The following is a 15,486-nucleotide window of genomic DNA, read 5'->3' on the forward strand; positions in this document are numbered from 1 at the left end:
TGTGGTATTGATGTTGCTGGCTAGGACTTCAGGTGCTTCGATCTCTGGAGTGGACGTAGTTACCTATATGCATTTTGGTTTGCTTTCATCACTCTTCACCTGGTTTGCATATTGTGAATTTTGGGTGGGGTGGAGATTTCCGAACAACCTATTAACAGATGCGGCTGCTGTTCTCCTCGTTGCAGCAGCGCCTATGCACTTGCTGTTCTTCCCACTTATATTCAAATAGTTCAGGCTTTTTGGCGTCATTTTGTATTGTAAAATAGTTAGTTAGGTAGGATTGGCCTCAGTGATTAACAAATCTACTCATTGACCTATGAGTTGCGGATTCATGTGTAAGATTTGCACGAGTAGGCATACCCAAAAAATCAATAGGGAATTTCAGGGGGCGCAGGTTAGGATAGGTGTCATACCAACTTGCCCAGCATGACAATATGAACGACCAGACAGTATTGAACCTTACCTCTATGGCCAGAAGCATTGAAAATGCAGTGGTGCAAGATTCAAGATCAATCATGGCCGAGTGGGTTATTAAGTCTATTGAAAGATTGGCTAAGGAAGCGGGGCTCCTTGAGAAGCTAGTGACTGATGCCGCAGGGGACGTGTCCGGACCATTGACCCTGATATTCGCGATTCAACTCAAGCTTGCACCTCTGATCGGAGCAAAGATCGGGGTGGCCTGCACGAAGGGACATCTGGGACGGTGGGAGTTCGTGGATATGCCCAACTTAAACGAGCAGTTTTCGACCGTGCGCGAGATCGCCGTAGGGGCGATCGGAACCCTTGATCGGGACTCAATGGAGCGTTTCGGGTACCGAGTGACGGACGTATTCAAGCAGGTTGTCGCCACCGGCGAAGACCAGCACCAAGCAAATGCCCGGGTTTATGCTGAGAAGGTAGGCTTGCATCAAGCTGGTGAGGCTCCTGACCGAGAACAACCTGCAGCTCCGGGCGCCCCGACAGCTATCGACCTGACGGAGGCCTGCGCAGTCCTTCAAGCCGATTTTGCTCGTGACGGGCTCGATGTCCATAGCCAAGATCTCATGAAGATCTTCTTGGATGAAGTGCGGGCCCTGAACTTGGGCAGTCAGGTTGCAACCCTTCCAGATGGCCACGTCTACTGCGACCTGTCACTGCTGTATCTCGCGCATGCCAAATGGGTTGGAATAATTGCACAGACTTTGGAACTGCCATTGTCCGAGGACCTTGAGTCAATCACGGTCGCACCAGCTGCGACGCAGACCCTAAAAAGCCTCAAGGGCCTTGGGCATTTGCGAATCCGGGTGATGGAGGCTGAGACCTTAAATAAACGAGGCTTTGGCGTACTGGAGCCTATATTTGAGTCAGCTCGAACAGGTGAGTCGATGGAGCAGGCGAGGGTCAGGCTGCACCACCAGAGCCTGGGTCTTCGTCCGGTGAAGTAGCACCGCTCAGCCCCAGGGCAAAAAACGTGAAGTTTTTGTTAGGCCAGTTTGAGGTGCATGAATCAGGTTTGAAACATAAGCTCGGCGTTCAATTTCCCTTTGCGTGCCGGCTAATGACTACCGCAGCGGTCGGGCTCCTCGCCCAAACTACCAAATCGCGACGCACATGCCTGTGGCTTGTGCTCGCAACGCTGGGCACAACTGTTGCCAGCTCACTGATCAGCGATTTCGAAGACAGCATCATGCTCGGGATAGCTGCCACCGTCCTGCTGTTGGTCGTGAACTGTCTACCCTGGAGCTTCAAAATCCACGGAGACACACCCGTTGAACTGCTCTACCTGTCCGACTATTTCAAACCCGTGTTGATAGCACTTACCGTAGTGGTAGCTCTTGCGTCTATGGGGGGAGGTAGTGACACCTGGAGCGCCATCTCATCGCTTCTGATGGTGAGCACCGCACTGTTACCTTTGCGCAAAAAACTTCTAAGAGCCTAAATGCCAACCTGGGCCGGCATTCAGCTGAGTTTTGAGCGCCAGGCCGGCCCCGCTTCGGCAAGTTTGGCCGCCTCATCAAGGCTCCCGCTGGAACCCCACCAGGTAGATCTGTCCCACGCTCCGCCATCAAGGCATCTGACGTCATAACGAACACCGTCCGGGAATTCAGCAAACCAGCGAAGTTTTTCCGCCTGGATCTTGGCCTCAAGCTCATCATCGGAAATAACGTAGTCGTTTGCCTGCTCGCGATGGTGGGCCTGATTGGCTTTGATGATCTCAACGCAAGATTCCCAGTCACGGGAGATGATGAAGGGCAGGTCCCACCAATGCTCCGTCTCAAGCGACTCGCGGTCCTCATTTGGAGTTTGGTCAAAGCAACGACGCAATGTGGGATTTAGGGGAAACCGCCCTGCGACCAGTTCTTGATTTTCGGGCCAATGTACTGGCTGGTATGTGTCGACCTCGACAAATTCATCTAGGAAGAGGATTTTCCGGGTACTTTCAGCCGGCTTGGTCATTGTAGGGCCTCTGATTGGGGATGCGTTGAGGGTCGCTATCCTAATGATAACCCCGCGGTGTGCCACCAGAACGAGCTCACCGCCTGGCAGTTTCTTGGCGAATGGTTAGCTCGGTCTGAATTTCGACCCCACACTATGGGGTGCACCGTCACAAATCCGTCGGTAGGATCTCATTTGTTGCCTTACTTCGGCTTGGCTTCGGCTTTGAGCTTATCCCCTGGATACAAGCGCATGAACTCCATGGACTGCTCTGGGGTGGCGCGTAGCCAGTCGTTGATCAGCCCGTTAGGAAGGATGACAACGCTTCGTTTCTCATCGTCGGGTTTGTGGTACTGATTCATGAAGTGATTTTGTGCGTTGACCGTGAGCATTGTGAAGCTGAGTAGCCGGCCTTCAGGGCTGTGCCATTCGTCCCATAAGCCTGCGATCGCCATGACCCCTTCATCAGAGCGGGTAATTCGGGTGGGCACTGCTTTGCCGCTTCTCCAATCGGGTTCGTAGATCCCCGAGGCAAGGATCACGCAGTGTTGCCCTTTCTTCCAGGCATCACGGAAGGAAGGTTTGCTGCTGACCGTTTCAGATCTGGCGTTGTAAGTTCGTCGTCCAAGATTCCGGTCTTTAGACCAAAAGGGGAGGAGACCAAACTGGCCAACTTGGGCTTCGAGTTCTGACTGATCATCATCGGTTGCTTCGCTGCCACGAAGTCGGATGAAGGGACCAAGGTAAGTAGGCCATAGGTCATGTTGGTATGGTTCTGTAGGGGCGACCCCGAAGCCTGCAAGAAGGCGGTCTTCAGTTGGGGCTTCGTAGTGTGAGCACATAGTCAGTCTCCAAAGAGTTGCGTCACAGGATAGACCGCAAGCGACATGTTGTGTCGCGGGGCGAGGGTAGGGCCACACAGGGATCGGCCAACTGAATACCGGAAATGGGATGTGAATTTCTCAGCCGGATACATAGTGCATCTGATTGCCGCCTGTCCAAAAGGTGTGACCCACCCTCTCTGGATAGGGTCAGCAGATGTAGATCCGATTTTTGTAAGGAGTACAGATGACCGCGCCAATGACCATCCTGGCCGCCGCGTTGGACAAGGTTCAACACGATCCAGCTGCATGTTCGCTGCCGGCACGCGCACAGGCAGAACGCGCGGCGATTCTGGTTATAGCCCAGACCATTGAGGTAGAGGGGGAGCCAGCACATCACCCTTCAAGTGGCTTGCTTCCCTACGTAGGGGAAGTTACAAGGGCCAAAGAAGGTTTGCGGGTGGCGCTAGAGGAGCTGGCCAGCGAGGCGCCGCCTGCAAGGCGTGCAGTGCTCTTGGCCAATTTCGAGCGGGCCCAGGACGTGTATTACCAGGCCACCGCCAGCGTTGCCGAGATCATCGGCCGAATCGTCAATGCTCCACCTGCGAGAGGGGGAGAGAGTGTTGACTCTGATTGGTCTGCCGGATATGTTTAAATCCTGGCTGCGAGAGACAGCCTTTATGGGCCCTGCCCCGCGACCCTAAGGGTGGCACCGCCGGAACTAGCCAAGAAGCCTCTGCTTCTCTCCCAAGAGCCCGCATTCGATGCGGGCTTTTTGGTTCTTGGCTTCCGAAGTCAAGCCTTCCGGACGTCGAGCTCCCCCGGCATTTCCGCTCCGAGATCAATTCCAAGCAACCGAGCGCCGCGAAGAATCGCTTGCTCGGCATGGCAAGCATCAGACATATGGACTGGCCGCTCATCACCTTCAAGAGGAAGGCCAGCCGCGTTCCGAAGCATTTTGATTGCGAATCGAAATGCCGCTGCACTTGGCTCTAGGTTTTCGAGTGGAACAGTCAGTTGCTTTGTTGGTGCATGGTATTTCATCAGTGCTTGTCCTGGGCCTAATCGACTTTTCAACAACCGCGGTTTTTATCCTTTGGAGGCCCAGGTCTGAGCTGAGGTAAAACAGGCCTGCTGCGCTCTATGCGCCCCGGCTGTCCAGCCGCTCACTCGTCATCAACTACTTCAAGCTTTCCGAAAAGCGCGATTTCGCCCAGATGGGTCTGGTCGGGCAGCATATGCTCGAGCTCGCGAAGGATTTTTTGAGCCAGACCTAGGGCTTCGTCTTTCGGGATAATCAACCGAACAAGGTCGGGATAATGGGACTTACCGTCCAATACTTCCTGGCCCTTATTGATGGTGAATTCTTGATCGTTGCAGCGCATAGTGCCGATTCCTTTTAATGTCTGTTGAACATGTCTGCTTGAGTATTGGCCGTATCTGTCTTTGGTGCGTTCAGCGGGTGGCCCAGCTGACGGCGAATCTCACCAAGCCAGGCCTTGTAAGGTGTGTTTGCTCGCTCCCCCCAGGGGTAGGCTTCTATTAACGCCTTACGTAGCGCTTTCATATCACTGCGGCCAACGTTGCGAATCACTTGCGCTACCACCGGCGCAGCTGCATCTGCCCATGACATTGTGTTTAGCTCCCGCTTATCAACTTCAACGGCGATACCAGTTTAGCTTGAAGCATCTGGCATCCGCGGGTATCTCGGCCGGCACCCAGCGCAGGCAGTCCAAGTACAAACGTTCAGGTTTGCTTGGGCTCGGTCGAGTTGCTTGGACTAGATAGGCTGAACCACCAGAAGTGACGATATAGTCGCCGGCGCTCAAGTCTTCAGCTCCGTCGATGTACAATTTACAAGGGGTGTAGGGCTGACGGCGGCTAGCCATAGACGGATTCCCTCTTAATTCAGTGCTTCTGGGAATTGGGCGTGATTGTACGTTTGATGGTGACAACCCCCAGATCAGCCTCAAATTCCAGATCATTCTTCGCCTCGTGGGCAAGGCAGATCAAAGCCCGGGCCATGCAGCTTGCAGCGCCTTCGGCCCCGAGAAGTTGTACTGCTGCCGCGATTTGCTCTGCGAACTGGCGATTTTCCATCGTGGGCTATTCCTTGCTATTGCGGACAGTGCCCGCTCGGTCATGTTCATAGTCGAGCACTGCAATGAGTGCCACAAGCCATAACAACCTTGCAAAATCCTTAACCTGCCGGGCATCCATTTTGGCGCTCTTGCTTTGGCTAGATCATTTGATGGACCGGGTAAGATGTAGGCACTTATTTTCGCGAAAGGATGCTTAGCGTGAACAACGCCATTTCCCCAGGTTACCCAGCAATCGATCAAGCCCGCTACTCATGGTGGCGGCGTTGCTTGATGGGCATCACAGCTCTCTTTCTTGCGCTAGCAATACCGACCTGGATATTCACTGTCGTTGGGAAAGAAGAATGGAATTCCCTGTGGCTTATGCTCGCACACGGTGCAACAGCCGTAGCACTTCTGTTCCTTGCCGCAGTACAACTCAGAGGCTCTGGCGGACTCAGGGCGCTTTTAGGCCGCGACCTTGGGCGCACCTACAAGATCTGTCTACCAATCGTAATCGTCATCTATGTGGTCTGCACCAGCCTAGACGTGGGGCTGGGGTTCGGCCGCGAGACTTTTATGGTTTCCTTCTTGGGCGGCCTAACTGCCCTGGAAAAGGTGGTATGTCTGGTTATGCTGCTGGCACTTCCCCCGATCAGTGAAGAGCTTCTGTACCGCCACTTTTTGATGAGATTGTTCCCTTTGAACAGCCGGCTCTGGCAGTGGGTTGCGATCTTGTGCACCAGCTCGTTATTCATGCTGATGCATAGCCAATATACGCATTGGCCCTCATTTGCCCTGATCGGGTCTTTGGCTGTGCTTTTTGCCTACGCACGCATGCGCACCGGTGGCATCTTGGTGCCTATTCTCCTGCATAGTTTTGCAGAGGTCTGCGGCATGCTGAGCGATACAGTTTTGAGCCAGTTGGTATAGGAAGCTATTGAGCCATATGCAGATGCGGTGCTGTGCATCAAGGCCATCAAGGCGCCAGGGATCTAGGTCGCGTTCTGTCCTAATATGGAACTGCCCTTTGGTGCGGCGTTGACAGGGCACTTTGCCGACCTGGATGCTCACATGTTCAGATTTGATATAGGGGTTCTAAAGCCCGATCTGAGCATTTACGAGTGGGCTGCGGGATATGAGCGTTGATGCGGAAGCTACCTGGAGGATGGGTGATTCCCAGCAGTGCGATAAATAAGGCGTCCGAGACGCTTGGCATCAAAGTGCATTTTCTTTAGCGGGCCGGCGGAGAGGTTCCTGACCTGCAGGAGTTTTGCAACATCGTCATTTGAACTGTCGATCTGTGATTACTTGTCCAGCATACGTTCCTGCTCCGCCACTAAAATGGCCCGACCGTAGAGATTCGTGGAGATGTGCGAAAGCACCAAGCTGCCGAGCCCGCAACCGATAAGATTCTTGAATGGAGGCCAGGCATCGGTGCCATACAAGCGAGACAAGACTGAGGTTATTTCCAGCGCATTCAGCCCCCACGTGAAGAAACTAAGCAGAGCCCCGAGGGACATGACGAATGACATGAACCAAAAAAATCGGGCGGCTAATTTACCGACTGTGCTCGCGACCATAGCCATCTCCTGATGGTTTAGTGATTTGGACGCATTGTGCCCTTGACTTTGAGCATGTGAAAGCCAAAGGGTATCCAGCAAATTCCCGATGTCTGGCCGCTGGAATGAATCATTAGCCAGTTTGAGCAAATACACGGTAAAGCATGGCCCTTTTTGGATTTGGCAAACTGGACGGTCGCGTTAATCTGTCGATTGACTATGAAATCCGGGGGCAGGGCTTTGAGGTTTTGGACTACAGCAGAAGAGAAGGTAATCAAGGAACTCTACGGGGACACTCCAATGGCTGAGTTGACGTCCATCCTAAACCGAAAAGTAGGGTCGATTCATGCTAAGGCAAGGACCTTGGGCATCAAGCGCAGCGACTCTTTCCGAGATGGTCAGCACGGTGGCCGATTCAAGTCAGGGAGCAAGTCCGGGGAATCTACCCGTTTCAAGAAGGGGAGGAATCCCCACGCCAACAAGCTTGCAAAGGTTTCTGCAAAGACGCCAGAGTAAGGATCCCTCCCTAGGACAGAGATCTCCCCAGCATAACCAAATTGCTAAGACTCCTGAGCTTTGAGCATTTCCAGATGTGCTTCTTCATCATCTGTCGATTTCCCATTCGCCGCCCGCCAGACAATCCTCAGTTCGTAGAGTGAAATTAGCCCCGCGTGAGTCGTGCGGAAATAAGTACCTGAATCATCAGACCGGATTTTCTCCAGCTGCCCGCGCCCATGCAGGTCATTTACGATCTCATCGAGGTCGCTGAGTCTCTCAGCTTCCTTCGGCGAAACGTGCATACCCTCAGGCTTGTTGGCCAGCCAAAGCACCTTTTCGGGATTGAACAGGTTTTTGGTGCCGGGTACGCCTGTCTTCTGGCTTACAGGCCTTGTCGTGGTTGGCGTTACTTTAACTACTGGGGACGGTGTCTCTGGCGCTTTGATGATCAGCCCCTGGGTACAAGCCCAACCAATGATCTCTTCATCGAGCCAGTCGGGCATTACCAGCTCGTCGGCAATCATCCGCCACTCAGCGTGCGTTGCTCGAGCCAAAAATGCAGAGCAAGAAAATGCCTGCGGCATTCGTGGAAAATGAAACGGCTCATCGCAATGTGTATTCAGAAACGCCGCCAGCCCATCACCACCGTCTGGAATCACCACATTGGCAACAAGCACCCGCGCGTGTGATACGGCGACTGACATGAACGCTCCGTAGATGTCGTGTACCTCAACGCCAGCCTGCCAATGAAGTTGGGGCTCGAACATGTACCATTGGGACAATGAGCGATTCAGGTACTGGGAGATGTTCCTGATCAAGCGTGGCCCGGCCGGGCGAGGATTATTCTCAGCTTCTTTCATCATTCGATTTCTCGGATCCGTTGGCGGCCACTTCTTTACCCTTGGCAGTAATACGAGCCAAGCCATTACCGATTACTTCGAAAAGCCCTAGCTTGAAGCCTTTAGCAATTGCGTCAGCGGTCAGTGAGGGTACTGCGTACTCAACCATGCCGGAAGTGGTTCTGGCTGCGCACGCAAGAGTTTCTGGTAGGTGATCGGTTGGTTTAGCGTCCGGATCATACTCACAGTCGAAAGCGACCTCAGAGAGAAGAACACGTCCTACAAACTCCCCCACCGGGTTGGCCCGGGCAAAGGAAGCGCCATCTAGAATCAGTGTGTCTCCGCCCTCAATGCGTTTCCACCAGATCCCAGCTGAGGTTTTCTGAAAACCGTAGTAGTCCGGCGATATGTCGAAGCGACCGCACTCAGACAACGTGGGGTCTTGGATGTCATCACCCTCAAATTCGAAGCGAACCTGATCGCAGTTGAAGCTCGCAATGTTGAGGGCGCTGATGTCGATAACGGACGATTTGTTGGTAAGCAGTGGGGCTTGGGTATTCCACAGATCCTCGGTGAGCGGCTGTGCGTTTCCGATGTCTATCACCCCATCCTGAAACAGACCAAGGTGTAGTGCGCGATCACGAAAGAACACTACAGAGACGGGCGATATGTTGATGGCCACATCTGTCCGACCTGCCAGCTCGTTGTCGTAGGCATCTGCTGCAGTCTGGAACGCTGGGAGGTTAGCCGTGGGTGATTTCAGGGCTTCGGTGATGTGCTTTTCAATGGTCATGGCATGGCGCCCTATGCAGGGATTGAAGGAGAGTGGTTGACTAGGGTAGAGGGGTGTTATCCAGCCCGTACGGTCTTTATGCCGGTTGTGGGTGATTCAGGTGGATCCGACGGGCATAAGATCGATTCACGTCTTTCTCCAATGCCTCGACGTAGTGGGTCACAGCTTCAGTCAGGCTTTCATCAGTCATGGCAGGATCGAAGCGCTTCATGTTGGCGCTAAGGATGTTGCGACCCTCGCTGTCATAGTTGCTGACCAGCATCAGAGTTTCAGACCATGGCTCAAGGGAGATTGTCGCGGTCTTATCGCCAACCACAGTCTCATAGTCCATCCGGGCAATAAGGCAGCTAATTTCCATGTCTCGGGCGGATGCGACTTTCCAGCCAAGGGCGTTAAGTGCTGCCGCGATGCGGGTTTTAACAGCGGTGTACTCGGTAGTAAAAATGGTCATTGGAATAGGCCTGATCAAAGAGTGTGTTGTTTCGATGGGCATATGATCAGGTCGTTTTGCCTGTGCCAGAACCACCCTACAAACTTTCTCAGGCCCCCGACGCATCCCTCGCTTGGGCTCTGGTTTCCTAGGCTGAGGCTTGAGTCGGCGTAGGTAGTGTGAAGCTCAAAACCTCCCACTCTTCCATGAATCCGTGATCGACGAGCTCTTCGATGACAGTCGGACCCGGGGCATCAATCCATTCAGCAGTCCTCAGCCAGGCAAGGAATTCAATCTCGGTTTGGTCGGATTGAGCCTGTAGGCTCGCCAATCCATCCTCCAGCTCAACCACCAGATCTACGCCCCAGTATTCGGGGTTACGATATTCCCGGGCCTGGTTCCTGATGACCTGCGAGAGGTGGCCACCGTAATAACGGAAATCGCTGGTTTCGCGCCAGCCGGGTTCGAGCAGCAAGGCTCGCGCCATACTGGTCGAAATTGAATAGTAGTCAGGACCGCCCACGCTTCTCTCTGACACGAATTCCCAGTACAGAGGGCCTAGCGTCGGGTGGGTGGCAGATACAACCACTCCGGTACGGGTTCGGCGTTCGTCATCGCGTTCGATTGGCATGGCTTGCAACTCCTAAAAGGTCAATGGCGCCATGTTACGGGGATTAGGGTGTGCCAGAAGCTGGGCCGCCGTGCGACCCGGCCCTTTGATTGCCTGCGCCGATACTTAGGCGAGATTGGCAGCCCATTCGGGGATGGCATCAGTTGTAATCAATCCAAACCCCACTGGGTCATTGAACAATTCAGCGTTTGCATCGATTAGCGATTCCTCCAGGTCGGCCATCTCGTGGTGGCTGGCTTCGGAATAGGTGGAGTCCATAGAGCGGATGCGTTGAATTTGAGCAAATACGAGCTTTTGGCTTTCGGCATCGATCACGATCCGAGTCATCCGCTCGCTTTCGTCTGCTTCAAAAATGTGACCCCAGTTTCCACTGATGTACTTAGACATGGATATTCCTTTGAATCGTCGCTTTTGGTTGGTGGCCGGGATGGCGTCCACCTTTGAATTTAGGCCTGCAAGCGCTTCCAGACAGGTAAGAGCTGCAATTGAGGTGAAACAAAGTACTGGGGAAAGTCGAGTGCGGCGCCGGGGGCTTCTACATCCAACCAGGCGGCTGAGGTTAGCCACGCCGTGAAAGCGTCAACATCCTGCCCGCTACGTCGCTGCAACGACTTGAGAACGCCTCCAAGGGTGGTGGTGGTAGACCAAGTACACACTTTGGTTTCGTCTATGTCGTGCTCTTGCTGAAACTGCTCACTGTCGAGCATCAGTTTTGTCATGTGGTCGCGATGACTCCACGCCATGATTCCCTCTCGCCAGCCTTTGCGCAGCGTCATTGCGTCCTCAAGATTGGTCGTTAGCGTGTAGCAGTTAGGGGCGTTATGGTCCGAGCCATCGACAAAGCACCAGTAGACAGGGCCCAGGGTTGGATGGCTGGCGCTGATCACGACGGTTGCTTGTACGCACTGGGAAACAACATTCAGCGATGGCGATGCATTGAGTGACATGGGTGACTCCTCAAGATTTGATGATTCATCTTGCGGCCGGTATTGGAGTGCCAGAACCCCCTTCCACAGGTTCTTACAGGCACAAAAAAGGCACCGCCGAGAGGTGCCTTGGTGTGTTGAACGGAATCAGCTTGGATCGCGGCACTCTTTGAGAACTTTGTCGGCCGTCTCGCGGGAGTTCAGACCTTTACCCCACGCCTGCTGGACGTAAAAAGGCTGACCCTCAACGATGCCCGCGGCGTCCGAGTGCGAGATCTCCAGGTCATCGGCAACGAACTGGGTTACCTCGCCTTCCCACACGCTGTAAGTCTGAGTACTGCTCTGATCGTAAGTAGGCATGGCTGTGTTCCAAGTGGCTTCAAGATGGAACCATGTTCAAACCATATTAGGTGTGCCAGAAGCACCTAACGTTGCTGCGGGGTGCAAAAAGCCAACCGGTCAGCCTTGGGCCGCTGCGTCCCAAGCCTGAACCGTCGCTCTGTCCGTGCTCTGCAGATTACCGTACGCAGAGTGGTTCAGCAGTTATAACGGCCGCTATATGCCTATCAAGCCGCTACCGGCCGCACAATGTTGTCAGGCTCGGGGTGAAATTTATCGAAGAAAGATTTCCGCCGGTCCTTATCGATCCAGCGCTCGTGCTGGCCCGGGTTCCCGTCAGCCAGGACGTCGATAGCGCTGTAGTGATTACCGACGAAGGCCACATCCTTACCCTTAGACGGGTCGCGCGCTACACACTGCACCCAGCCATCAGCGACATGGGTGATCTCTTGCCAGATAGAGCAGCACGCGAACCGAACAAACCAACCAGGTTGGACGCCCAGTTTCTTGAGGTCGGTATCCGAGGTGCAGCGGGTGATGGTAGCTGGCTTGGCTTGAGTCATTGATTAAGCTCCTTGTCGATGAGCCCAGTATCCGGGTGGGGGAGGTGTGCCAGAACCTGCCCAAGTGAAAAACAGCTACAACCAGAACGAAAGCTGCTCAAGGGTCGTTTGTGCGGCTGGGGGGACTGCCGGCGACTGTTCCGTTTCGAACTTGGACTGAAGAGCCTTCAAAAGAGCGTGCGGGTCATGCAGCACGTCTTTTATCCCATGAACATAGATCTGGTTACTCATTTTGGCCATACGATTCCATTCCCCAAGCCCGCCTTTGTAAAGGGTGGCCGTACCCAGCCCTACGAAGTAGTCGACCACCAACATTGGGTTATCCAGCGGTGCAATACGATCAAGGGCATAGTCGAGATCGAAGCCCATAAAGTATTCGGCACCTTCCTCGTCGATCTCAAACTCATCCCCGACGTTTGCACTTTGAACAATCGTCCCATCCGCCAGAGTGGTCGTAGACTCCCAGTCGACCATCGCATGGGCGAGGTTGCGGAAACCTCGCCAGGCGCTGTGATACTCAGCGTCGACAAACGGAGCTTCAGCCCGGAACGCCACATCCTTCTCTGTGAATTTGGGAATCGAATCCAATGAAGGAATTTCATACCGCATTCCGCGCTCATAGATGTCTTTGTAGGCCCTCAGAGCCGAAAAACTATTTTGATACCCGTATCGCGCACTGATGAAGTCAATTGCAATAATTTGACGCTCGTCCAAGATAGTGAATCGAGGGGCAATCCCCAGTCGACCGGATTCAATCTCTTCACGGATTTGGACTGTCAGCATGATTCGCAACAGGTCGAGACAATGTTGTGGGCTGTACGAATTAGGAACGATCTTGATAGTTCCTGTTTCTTCATTAACAGTGCGTGCAAGCCAGCAGCGGGCGGAGGGATCGAAGTGCTTTGCCAGCATGAATGAACGGAGGTCACGAAGAGGTGCCATCCAAGAATAAACGCCACCCTCAGTGGCGATAATATTGTCTGCGCTAGTGTCTTTGGATATCTTCCCACATGTCCAGCATCCAGTGCGGGCTCCACATGCCGGGCGGGCTTGCTCAGTACCGCTCAAGTACATATTAACCATGCACTCGCCACCATTCGCTTCCCGGTATATTTCCACAAGCTCATCAAAGTTGTCGTAGGCGGCGAACTTACCCGAGCGAACATAGCCGATGTATGTGAAAACATCGAAGGTATCCCAGTTGGCAATAGGGCTAAGGACCATCTGGCCATTGCCCATAGCGTCTACCGCGTCGGTAGCGCTTTCTCCGCGCGCCTTCATCTTGGTGGCGCGAGCGCTGCTCTCATCAAAGCGGGTGCCGATGAGAGTGACTAGGTTTGCATCCTTGGCCTTTACGCCATCCTTCTCAGCAATGTAAGCCTTGACTTGTCGCTTGATTTTATCAAGAGGGGCCGCCTTGACCATCTGCTGGCATTTGGAACTTGCGCCAACACTCATGATCGACCGGCCGGACAAGATCGCCACTAGATAATCGTTGCTCAGATTGGGTGAGGCTATCCATACCCTAGTAGGAATGCCTGCGGACTTTGCGAAGGCTTCGATAGATTTAATCTGCCCCTTGTTGTACTGGTCAATTCTTGGGTTTTCCATCCTTGTATTAGAATTGACAAGGTGCAGTGTGGGGACTTCAACTCCCTCAGCTTTCAGTTCGGAAAGTGCGCTGTAAGCCAGATTCAAAGTAACACTACTGTCCTTGCCACCGCTCCAGGCGACGGACAAGTTAGCGCCATTGATTACTTGCTGTTTGATTGCGTCGATCGCACTTCTGACTTTCTCATCAAAACTCAGGGTTACAACCGGCCCACGTGGAGACTCAAGCTTGATCTCTTCGAAGAGGCCTACTTGTTTAACGTTAATCAGGTTTGCGTGGGCGGTTGTCATGATTACTTCACTGTGTTCATTTCGGTATGAGCACAGTTTTAGGGCGAATCATGTGTGCCAGAACCACCCTGGTAGAAAATTTTAGACAAGAAGCCCCCAGTTTGATGATCCTTGGCAATTAGTTTGTCTTTGCACTTCCATGCTGGTCATCTAATAAAAAAGCAGTTGCTCACTGTCCTAGCTGGTGGCACGTGTCCATTGAGTGGATTATGACTATCCGTGGCATCCGTATAAGCCTCAGATCAGTCCCCTACCTAGGAAACGATAAGATGAATCACTGGCTCAAGACCCTCCTGCCAAAGAATGCATCTGCTGTTGAACTGTCGCAGAAAATCGACGATGCAGATGAGCGTGTCCAGAATTTAAAGGAGCAAATCATTGCCGTACAGTCACGGCGCGCTGAGCTTGAGCGTGAGGCGAAAGATCTGGCTTCTCAATGTTTGAGCGACGATCAGCTTGCCTCTGTATGCAGTGATGAAGCAGCTTTGCTCAACAGTTGCAGAGTGAGCGCCTCGATTCTCCAGAGCGAGCTACGCCGGCTGTTTGTAGAGTCCTCACCGTTTTTGAGCGAGCTTGCTCAATCAGAAATGGACAAAACCATCTCCATTCATGACAACCTAGGCCGTTGGCTTTCCCGCTTTTGATTCAGCCGAGTTTCCCAGGAAGCAAAATGTCATGAAAATGGAAGAACCCGACGACGTTTACGAGATCCTCAGCGAAGCGAAATTGCTAGCAAGGCGCTACTACCATTTGACTGGCAAGCCTCTGGGCGTCACCGGCGAGGTGGCTGAGTACGAAGCATCTCGAATCCTCGGTCTAGAGTTGGAGCAAGCCAGAACAGCGGGCTACGACGCCATCGAGACTAAAGATGGCATAGACCTCAAGATCCAGATCAAGGGACGGTATTTCCCGAACCGTCGCATGCGAGGTGGCAGGCTTGGATCGATCGACCTGAAGCAACCTTTCGACATTGTGATGCTGGTTTTGCTTGATGGCGACTACAACGCCTTCCAGATCTTCGAAGCAAAAAGGCCAGACGTCGAGGCGTTGCTGACCAGGCCGGGCTCGAGAAGTAGGAACGAGCGAGGTTCCTTGGGTATTAGCCAGTTCAAAGCGATCAGTATCCTCAGATGGGAAAGGACAGGGGTAAGTAAACCAGCTTGATTCTTGCGCTATGGCCGGTCTGGGCCGAGGCGTTATCCTAACCAGCACCAAGTAAGCACCATGAGGACCATCAAGTGCCACAGTCACTATTTGATCGGCTAGCCCAGTTCGACGCGGCCATGCTTGCGTCTGGACGGCCGGCTGTTCCTGGAGAAGAGCGCCGGGCGATACAGCTGACCAACTCTGTGAATCCAGAGGCTGGGCGGGGGTTCGACTGGCTTCTACCTGAGGCGGCAGGTACCGCCAAGATGATCCATCACGAAGAGTCTGCAGAATTCATGGTCTTTGCGTTTGATGATCGGAGCGTGCTGGTCTTGCTTCAGACTGGTTTCGTTTTCTCGGTTGCAAGTGGCAACCCCGTCAGCCTGGGCAAAATTAAGGCCTGGCTCGAGGGTCACAACATAGTGCACGGCCCTTCTTCCGGTCCCACTGCAGCCAACCAGTCCTTTGACCTGCCGAACTGACTGTTCCTGAGAAAACCACGTTGGATATAAATGCAATAATCCTCAAAGCGAAGCTCGGGCA

The 15,486-nt window shown here is 53.4% G+C and carries 22 protein-coding genes; 7 read left to right on the forward strand and 15 right to left on the reverse strand.

Translation table 11 applies throughout. The features are described 5' to 3' along the window. Nucleotides 1–434 precede the first annotated feature (434 nt). Nucleotides 435–1,424: a hypothetical protein gene (locus tag MF6394_RS01935; RefSeq protein ID WP_078466018.1), complete on the forward strand. Its 990-nt coding sequence runs from the start codon at nucleotides 435–437 to the stop codon at nucleotides 1,422–1,424. A gap of 26 nt (nucleotides 1,425–1,450) precedes the next feature. Next, nucleotides 1,451–1,918: a hypothetical protein gene (locus MF6394_RS01940; RefSeq protein ID WP_011923104.1), complete on the forward strand. Its 468-nt coding sequence runs from the start codon at nucleotides 1,451–1,453 to the stop codon at nucleotides 1,916–1,918. 20 nt (nucleotides 1,919–1,938) lie between these two features. Here MF6394_RS01940 and MF6394_RS01945 read toward each other — a convergent pair whose 3' ends face one another. Both MF6394_RS01945 and MF6394_RS01950 read right to left on the reverse strand, forming a co-directional pair. Next, nucleotides 1,939–2,436 (reverse strand): hypothetical protein, encoded by a 498-nt coding sequence (locus MF6394_RS01945; RefSeq protein WP_078466020.1) that lies wholly within the window; start codon nucleotides 2,434–2,436, stop codon nucleotides 1,939–1,941. Nucleotides 2,437–2,618: 182 nt separating this feature from the next. Beyond that, nucleotides 2,619–3,257: an SOS response-associated peptidase gene (locus MF6394_RS01950; RefSeq protein ID WP_011923102.1), complete on the reverse strand. Its 639-nt coding sequence runs from the start codon at nucleotides 3,255–3,257 to the stop codon at nucleotides 2,619–2,621. A gap of 226 nt (nucleotides 3,258–3,483) precedes the next feature. Here MF6394_RS01950 and MF6394_RS01955 point away from each other — a divergent pair, with 226 nt between their 5' ends. Next, a complete protein-coding gene (locus MF6394_RS01955) occupies nucleotides 3,484–3,891 on the forward strand; it encodes a hypothetical protein (protein WP_011923101.1) in 408 nt (135 codons plus the stop codon). Nucleotides 3,892–4,031: 140 nt separating this feature from the next. Here the strand turns inward: MF6394_RS01955 and MF6394_RS01960 are convergent, their stop codons facing one another. The 3 genes from MF6394_RS01960 to MF6394_RS01980 all read right to left on the reverse strand — a co-directional run bounded on the left by MF6394_RS01960 (nucleotide 4,032) and on the right by MF6394_RS01980 (nucleotide 5,336). Then, nucleotides 4,032–4,280: a hypothetical protein gene (locus MF6394_RS01960; RefSeq protein WP_078466021.1), complete on the reverse strand. Its 249-nt coding sequence runs from the start codon at nucleotides 4,278–4,280 to the stop codon at nucleotides 4,032–4,034. Between the two features lie 122 nt (nucleotides 4,281–4,402). Further along, complete coding sequence (locus MF6394_RS01965) at nucleotides 4,403–4,621, reverse strand: hypothetical protein (protein ID WP_078466022.1); 219 nt, start codon at nucleotides 4,619–4,621, stop codon at nucleotides 4,403–4,405. Between the two features lie 523 nt (nucleotides 4,622–5,144). Further along, nucleotides 5,145–5,336 (reverse strand): hypothetical protein, encoded by a 192-nt coding sequence (locus tag MF6394_RS01980; protein ID WP_078466024.1) that lies wholly within the window; start codon nucleotides 5,334–5,336, stop codon nucleotides 5,145–5,147. Between the two features lie 200 nt (nucleotides 5,337–5,536). On the opposite strand from MF6394_RS01980, the gene MF6394_RS01985 reads away from it, so the two are divergent. Then, on the forward strand, nucleotides 5,537–6,247 hold the full coding sequence (locus MF6394_RS01985) for a CPBP family intramembrane glutamic endopeptidase (RefSeq protein WP_161952150.1): 711 nt from the start codon (nucleotides 5,537–5,539) through the stop codon (nucleotides 6,245–6,247). Nucleotides 6,248–6,621: 374 nt separating this feature from the next. Here the strand turns inward: MF6394_RS01985 and MF6394_RS01990 are convergent, their stop codons facing one another. From MF6394_RS01990 to MF6394_RS02040, 10 genes are all read right to left on the reverse strand, one after another. Then, nucleotides 6,622–7,032, reverse strand: coding sequence for a hypothetical protein (locus MF6394_RS01990; RefSeq protein ID WP_153045980.1), 411 nt, complete (start codon nucleotides 7,030–7,032; stop codon nucleotides 6,622–6,624). Between the two features lie 404 nt (nucleotides 7,033–7,436). After that, a complete protein-coding gene (locus MF6394_RS34435) occupies nucleotides 7,437–8,078 on the reverse strand; it encodes a hypothetical protein (protein WP_233100506.1) in 642 nt (213 codons plus the stop codon). Between the two features lie 142 nt (nucleotides 8,079–8,220). Further along, the gene (locus tag MF6394_RS02005) at nucleotides 8,221–9,006 is read right to left on the reverse strand and encodes a hypothetical protein (protein ID WP_078466027.1); all 786 of its coding nucleotides are present in this window, start codon (nucleotides 9,004–9,006) and stop codon (nucleotides 8,221–8,223) included. Nucleotides 9,007–9,082: 76 nt separating this feature from the next. Beyond that, nucleotides 9,083–9,457, reverse strand: coding sequence for a hypothetical protein (locus tag MF6394_RS02010; RefSeq protein WP_078466028.1), 375 nt, complete (start codon nucleotides 9,455–9,457; stop codon nucleotides 9,083–9,085). 127 nt (nucleotides 9,458–9,584) lie between these two features. Continuing rightward, on the reverse strand, nucleotides 9,585–10,067 hold the full coding sequence (locus tag MF6394_RS02015) for a hypothetical protein (protein WP_078466029.1): 483 nt from the start codon (nucleotides 10,065–10,067) through the stop codon (nucleotides 9,585–9,587). A gap of 105 nt (nucleotides 10,068–10,172) precedes the next feature. Beyond that, complete coding sequence (locus MF6394_RS02020; protein ID WP_078466030.1) at nucleotides 10,173–10,454, reverse strand: hypothetical protein; 282 nt, start codon at nucleotides 10,452–10,454, stop codon at nucleotides 10,173–10,175. Between the two features lie 59 nt (nucleotides 10,455–10,513). Further along, a complete protein-coding gene (locus MF6394_RS02025; protein WP_078466031.1) occupies nucleotides 10,514–11,014 on the reverse strand; it encodes a hypothetical protein in 501 nt (166 codons plus the stop codon). Nucleotides 11,015–11,140: 126 nt separating this feature from the next. Then, entirely contained in the window at nucleotides 11,141–11,353 is a 213-nt protein-coding gene (locus MF6394_RS02030) for a hypothetical protein (protein WP_078466032.1), read from the reverse strand. A 206-nt stretch (nucleotides 11,354–11,559) separates the two neighbouring features. Then, nucleotides 11,560–11,895: a hypothetical protein gene (locus tag MF6394_RS02035; protein WP_078466033.1), complete on the reverse strand. Its 336-nt coding sequence runs from the start codon at nucleotides 11,893–11,895 to the stop codon at nucleotides 11,560–11,562. 75 nt (nucleotides 11,896–11,970) lie between these two features. Next, nucleotides 11,971–13,797: a phosphoadenosine phosphosulfate reductase domain-containing protein gene (locus tag MF6394_RS02040; RefSeq protein ID WP_078466034.1), complete on the reverse strand. Its 1,827-nt coding sequence runs from the start codon at nucleotides 13,795–13,797 to the stop codon at nucleotides 11,971–11,973. Nucleotides 13,798–14,066: 269 nt separating this feature from the next. Here MF6394_RS02040 and MF6394_RS02045 point away from each other — a divergent pair, with 269 nt between their 5' ends. The 3 genes from MF6394_RS02045 to MF6394_RS02055 all read left to right on the forward strand — a co-directional run bounded on the left by MF6394_RS02045 (nucleotide 14,067) and on the right by MF6394_RS02055 (nucleotide 15,425). Continuing rightward, nucleotides 14,067–14,441, forward strand: coding sequence for a hypothetical protein (locus MF6394_RS02045; RefSeq protein WP_153045981.1), 375 nt, complete (start codon nucleotides 14,067–14,069; stop codon nucleotides 14,439–14,441). Nucleotides 14,442–14,472: 31 nt separating this feature from the next. Then, a complete protein-coding gene (locus tag MF6394_RS02050; RefSeq protein WP_078466036.1) occupies nucleotides 14,473–14,961 on the forward strand; it encodes a hypothetical protein in 489 nt (162 codons plus the stop codon). Nucleotides 14,962–15,035: 74 nt separating this feature from the next. Further along, nucleotides 15,036–15,425: a hypothetical protein gene (locus tag MF6394_RS02055; RefSeq protein ID WP_078466037.1), complete on the forward strand. Its 390-nt coding sequence runs from the start codon at nucleotides 15,036–15,038 to the stop codon at nucleotides 15,423–15,425. Nucleotides 15,426–15,486 lie beyond the last annotated feature (61 nt).

Origin of the sequence: Pseudomonas sp. MF6394 (assembly GCF_002018845.1) — a bacterium.
Lineage (GTDB): Bacteria > Pseudomonadota > Gammaproteobacteria > Pseudomonadales > Pseudomonadaceae > Aquipseudomonas > Aquipseudomonas lactis.

What these genes read in the sequence shown, in the direction of transcription:
- MF6394_RS01935 (WP_078466018.1), top strand. Translation starts at nt 435, where the DNA reads ATGAACGACCAGACAGTATTGAACCTTACCTCTATGGCCAGAAGCATT.
- MF6394_RS01945 (WP_078466020.1), bottom strand. Translation starts at nt 2,436, where the DNA reads ATGACCAAGCCGGCTGAAAGTACCCGGAAAATCCTCTTCCTAGATGAA.
- MF6394_RS01950 (WP_011923102.1), bottom strand. Translation starts at nt 3,257, where the DNA reads ATGTGCTCACACTACGAAGCCCCAACTGAAGACCGCCTTCTTGCAGGC.
- MF6394_RS01955 (WP_011923101.1), top strand. Translation starts at nt 3,484, where the DNA reads ATGACCGCGCCAATGACCATCCTGGCCGCCGCGTTGGACAAGGTTCAA.
- MF6394_RS01960 (WP_078466021.1), bottom strand. Translation starts at nt 4,280, where the DNA reads ATGAAATACCATGCACCAACAAAGCAACTGACTGTTCCACTCGAAAAC.
- MF6394_RS01965 (WP_078466022.1), bottom strand. Translation starts at nt 4,621, where the DNA reads ATGCGCTGCAACGATCAAGAATTCACCATCAATAAGGGCCAGGAAGTA.
- MF6394_RS01980 (WP_078466024.1), bottom strand. Translation starts at nt 5,336, where the DNA reads ATGGAAAATCGCCAGTTCGCAGAGCAAATCGCGGCAGCAGTACAACTT.
- MF6394_RS34435 (WP_233100506.1), bottom strand. Translation starts at nt 8,078, where the DNA reads ATGTCAGTCGCCGTATCACACGCGCGGGTGCTTGTTGCCAATGTGGTG.
- MF6394_RS02005 (WP_078466027.1), bottom strand. Translation starts at nt 9,006, where the DNA reads ATGACCATTGAAAAGCACATCACCGAAGCCCTGAAATCACCCACGGCT.
- MF6394_RS02010 (WP_078466028.1), bottom strand. Translation starts at nt 9,457, where the DNA reads ATGACCATTTTTACTACCGAGTACACCGCTGTTAAAACCCGCATCGCG.
- MF6394_RS02015 (WP_078466029.1), bottom strand. Translation starts at nt 10,067, where the DNA reads ATGCCAATCGAACGCGATGACGAACGCCGAACCCGTACCGGAGTGGTT.
- MF6394_RS02020 (WP_078466030.1), bottom strand. Translation starts at nt 10,454, where the DNA reads ATGTCTAAGTACATCAGTGGAAACTGGGGTCACATTTTTGAAGCAGAC.
- MF6394_RS02025 (WP_078466031.1), bottom strand. Translation starts at nt 11,014, where the DNA reads ATGTCACTCAATGCATCGCCATCGCTGAATGTTGTTTCCCAGTGCGTA.
- MF6394_RS02030 (WP_078466032.1), bottom strand. Translation starts at nt 11,353, where the DNA reads ATGCCTACTTACGATCAGAGCAGTACTCAGACTTACAGCGTGTGGGAA.
- MF6394_RS02035 (WP_078466033.1), bottom strand. Translation starts at nt 11,895, where the DNA reads ATGACTCAAGCCAAGCCAGCTACCATCACCCGCTGCACCTCGGATACC.
- MF6394_RS02040 (WP_078466034.1), bottom strand. Translation starts at nt 13,797, where the DNA reads ATGACAACCGCCCACGCAAACCTGATTAACGTTAAACAAGTAGGCCTC.
- MF6394_RS02045 (WP_153045981.1), top strand. Translation starts at nt 14,067, where the DNA reads ATGAATCACTGGCTCAAGACCCTCCTGCCAAAGAATGCATCTGCTGTT.
- MF6394_RS02050 (WP_078466036.1), top strand. Translation starts at nt 14,473, where the DNA reads ATGAAAATGGAAGAACCCGACGACGTTTACGAGATCCTCAGCGAAGCG.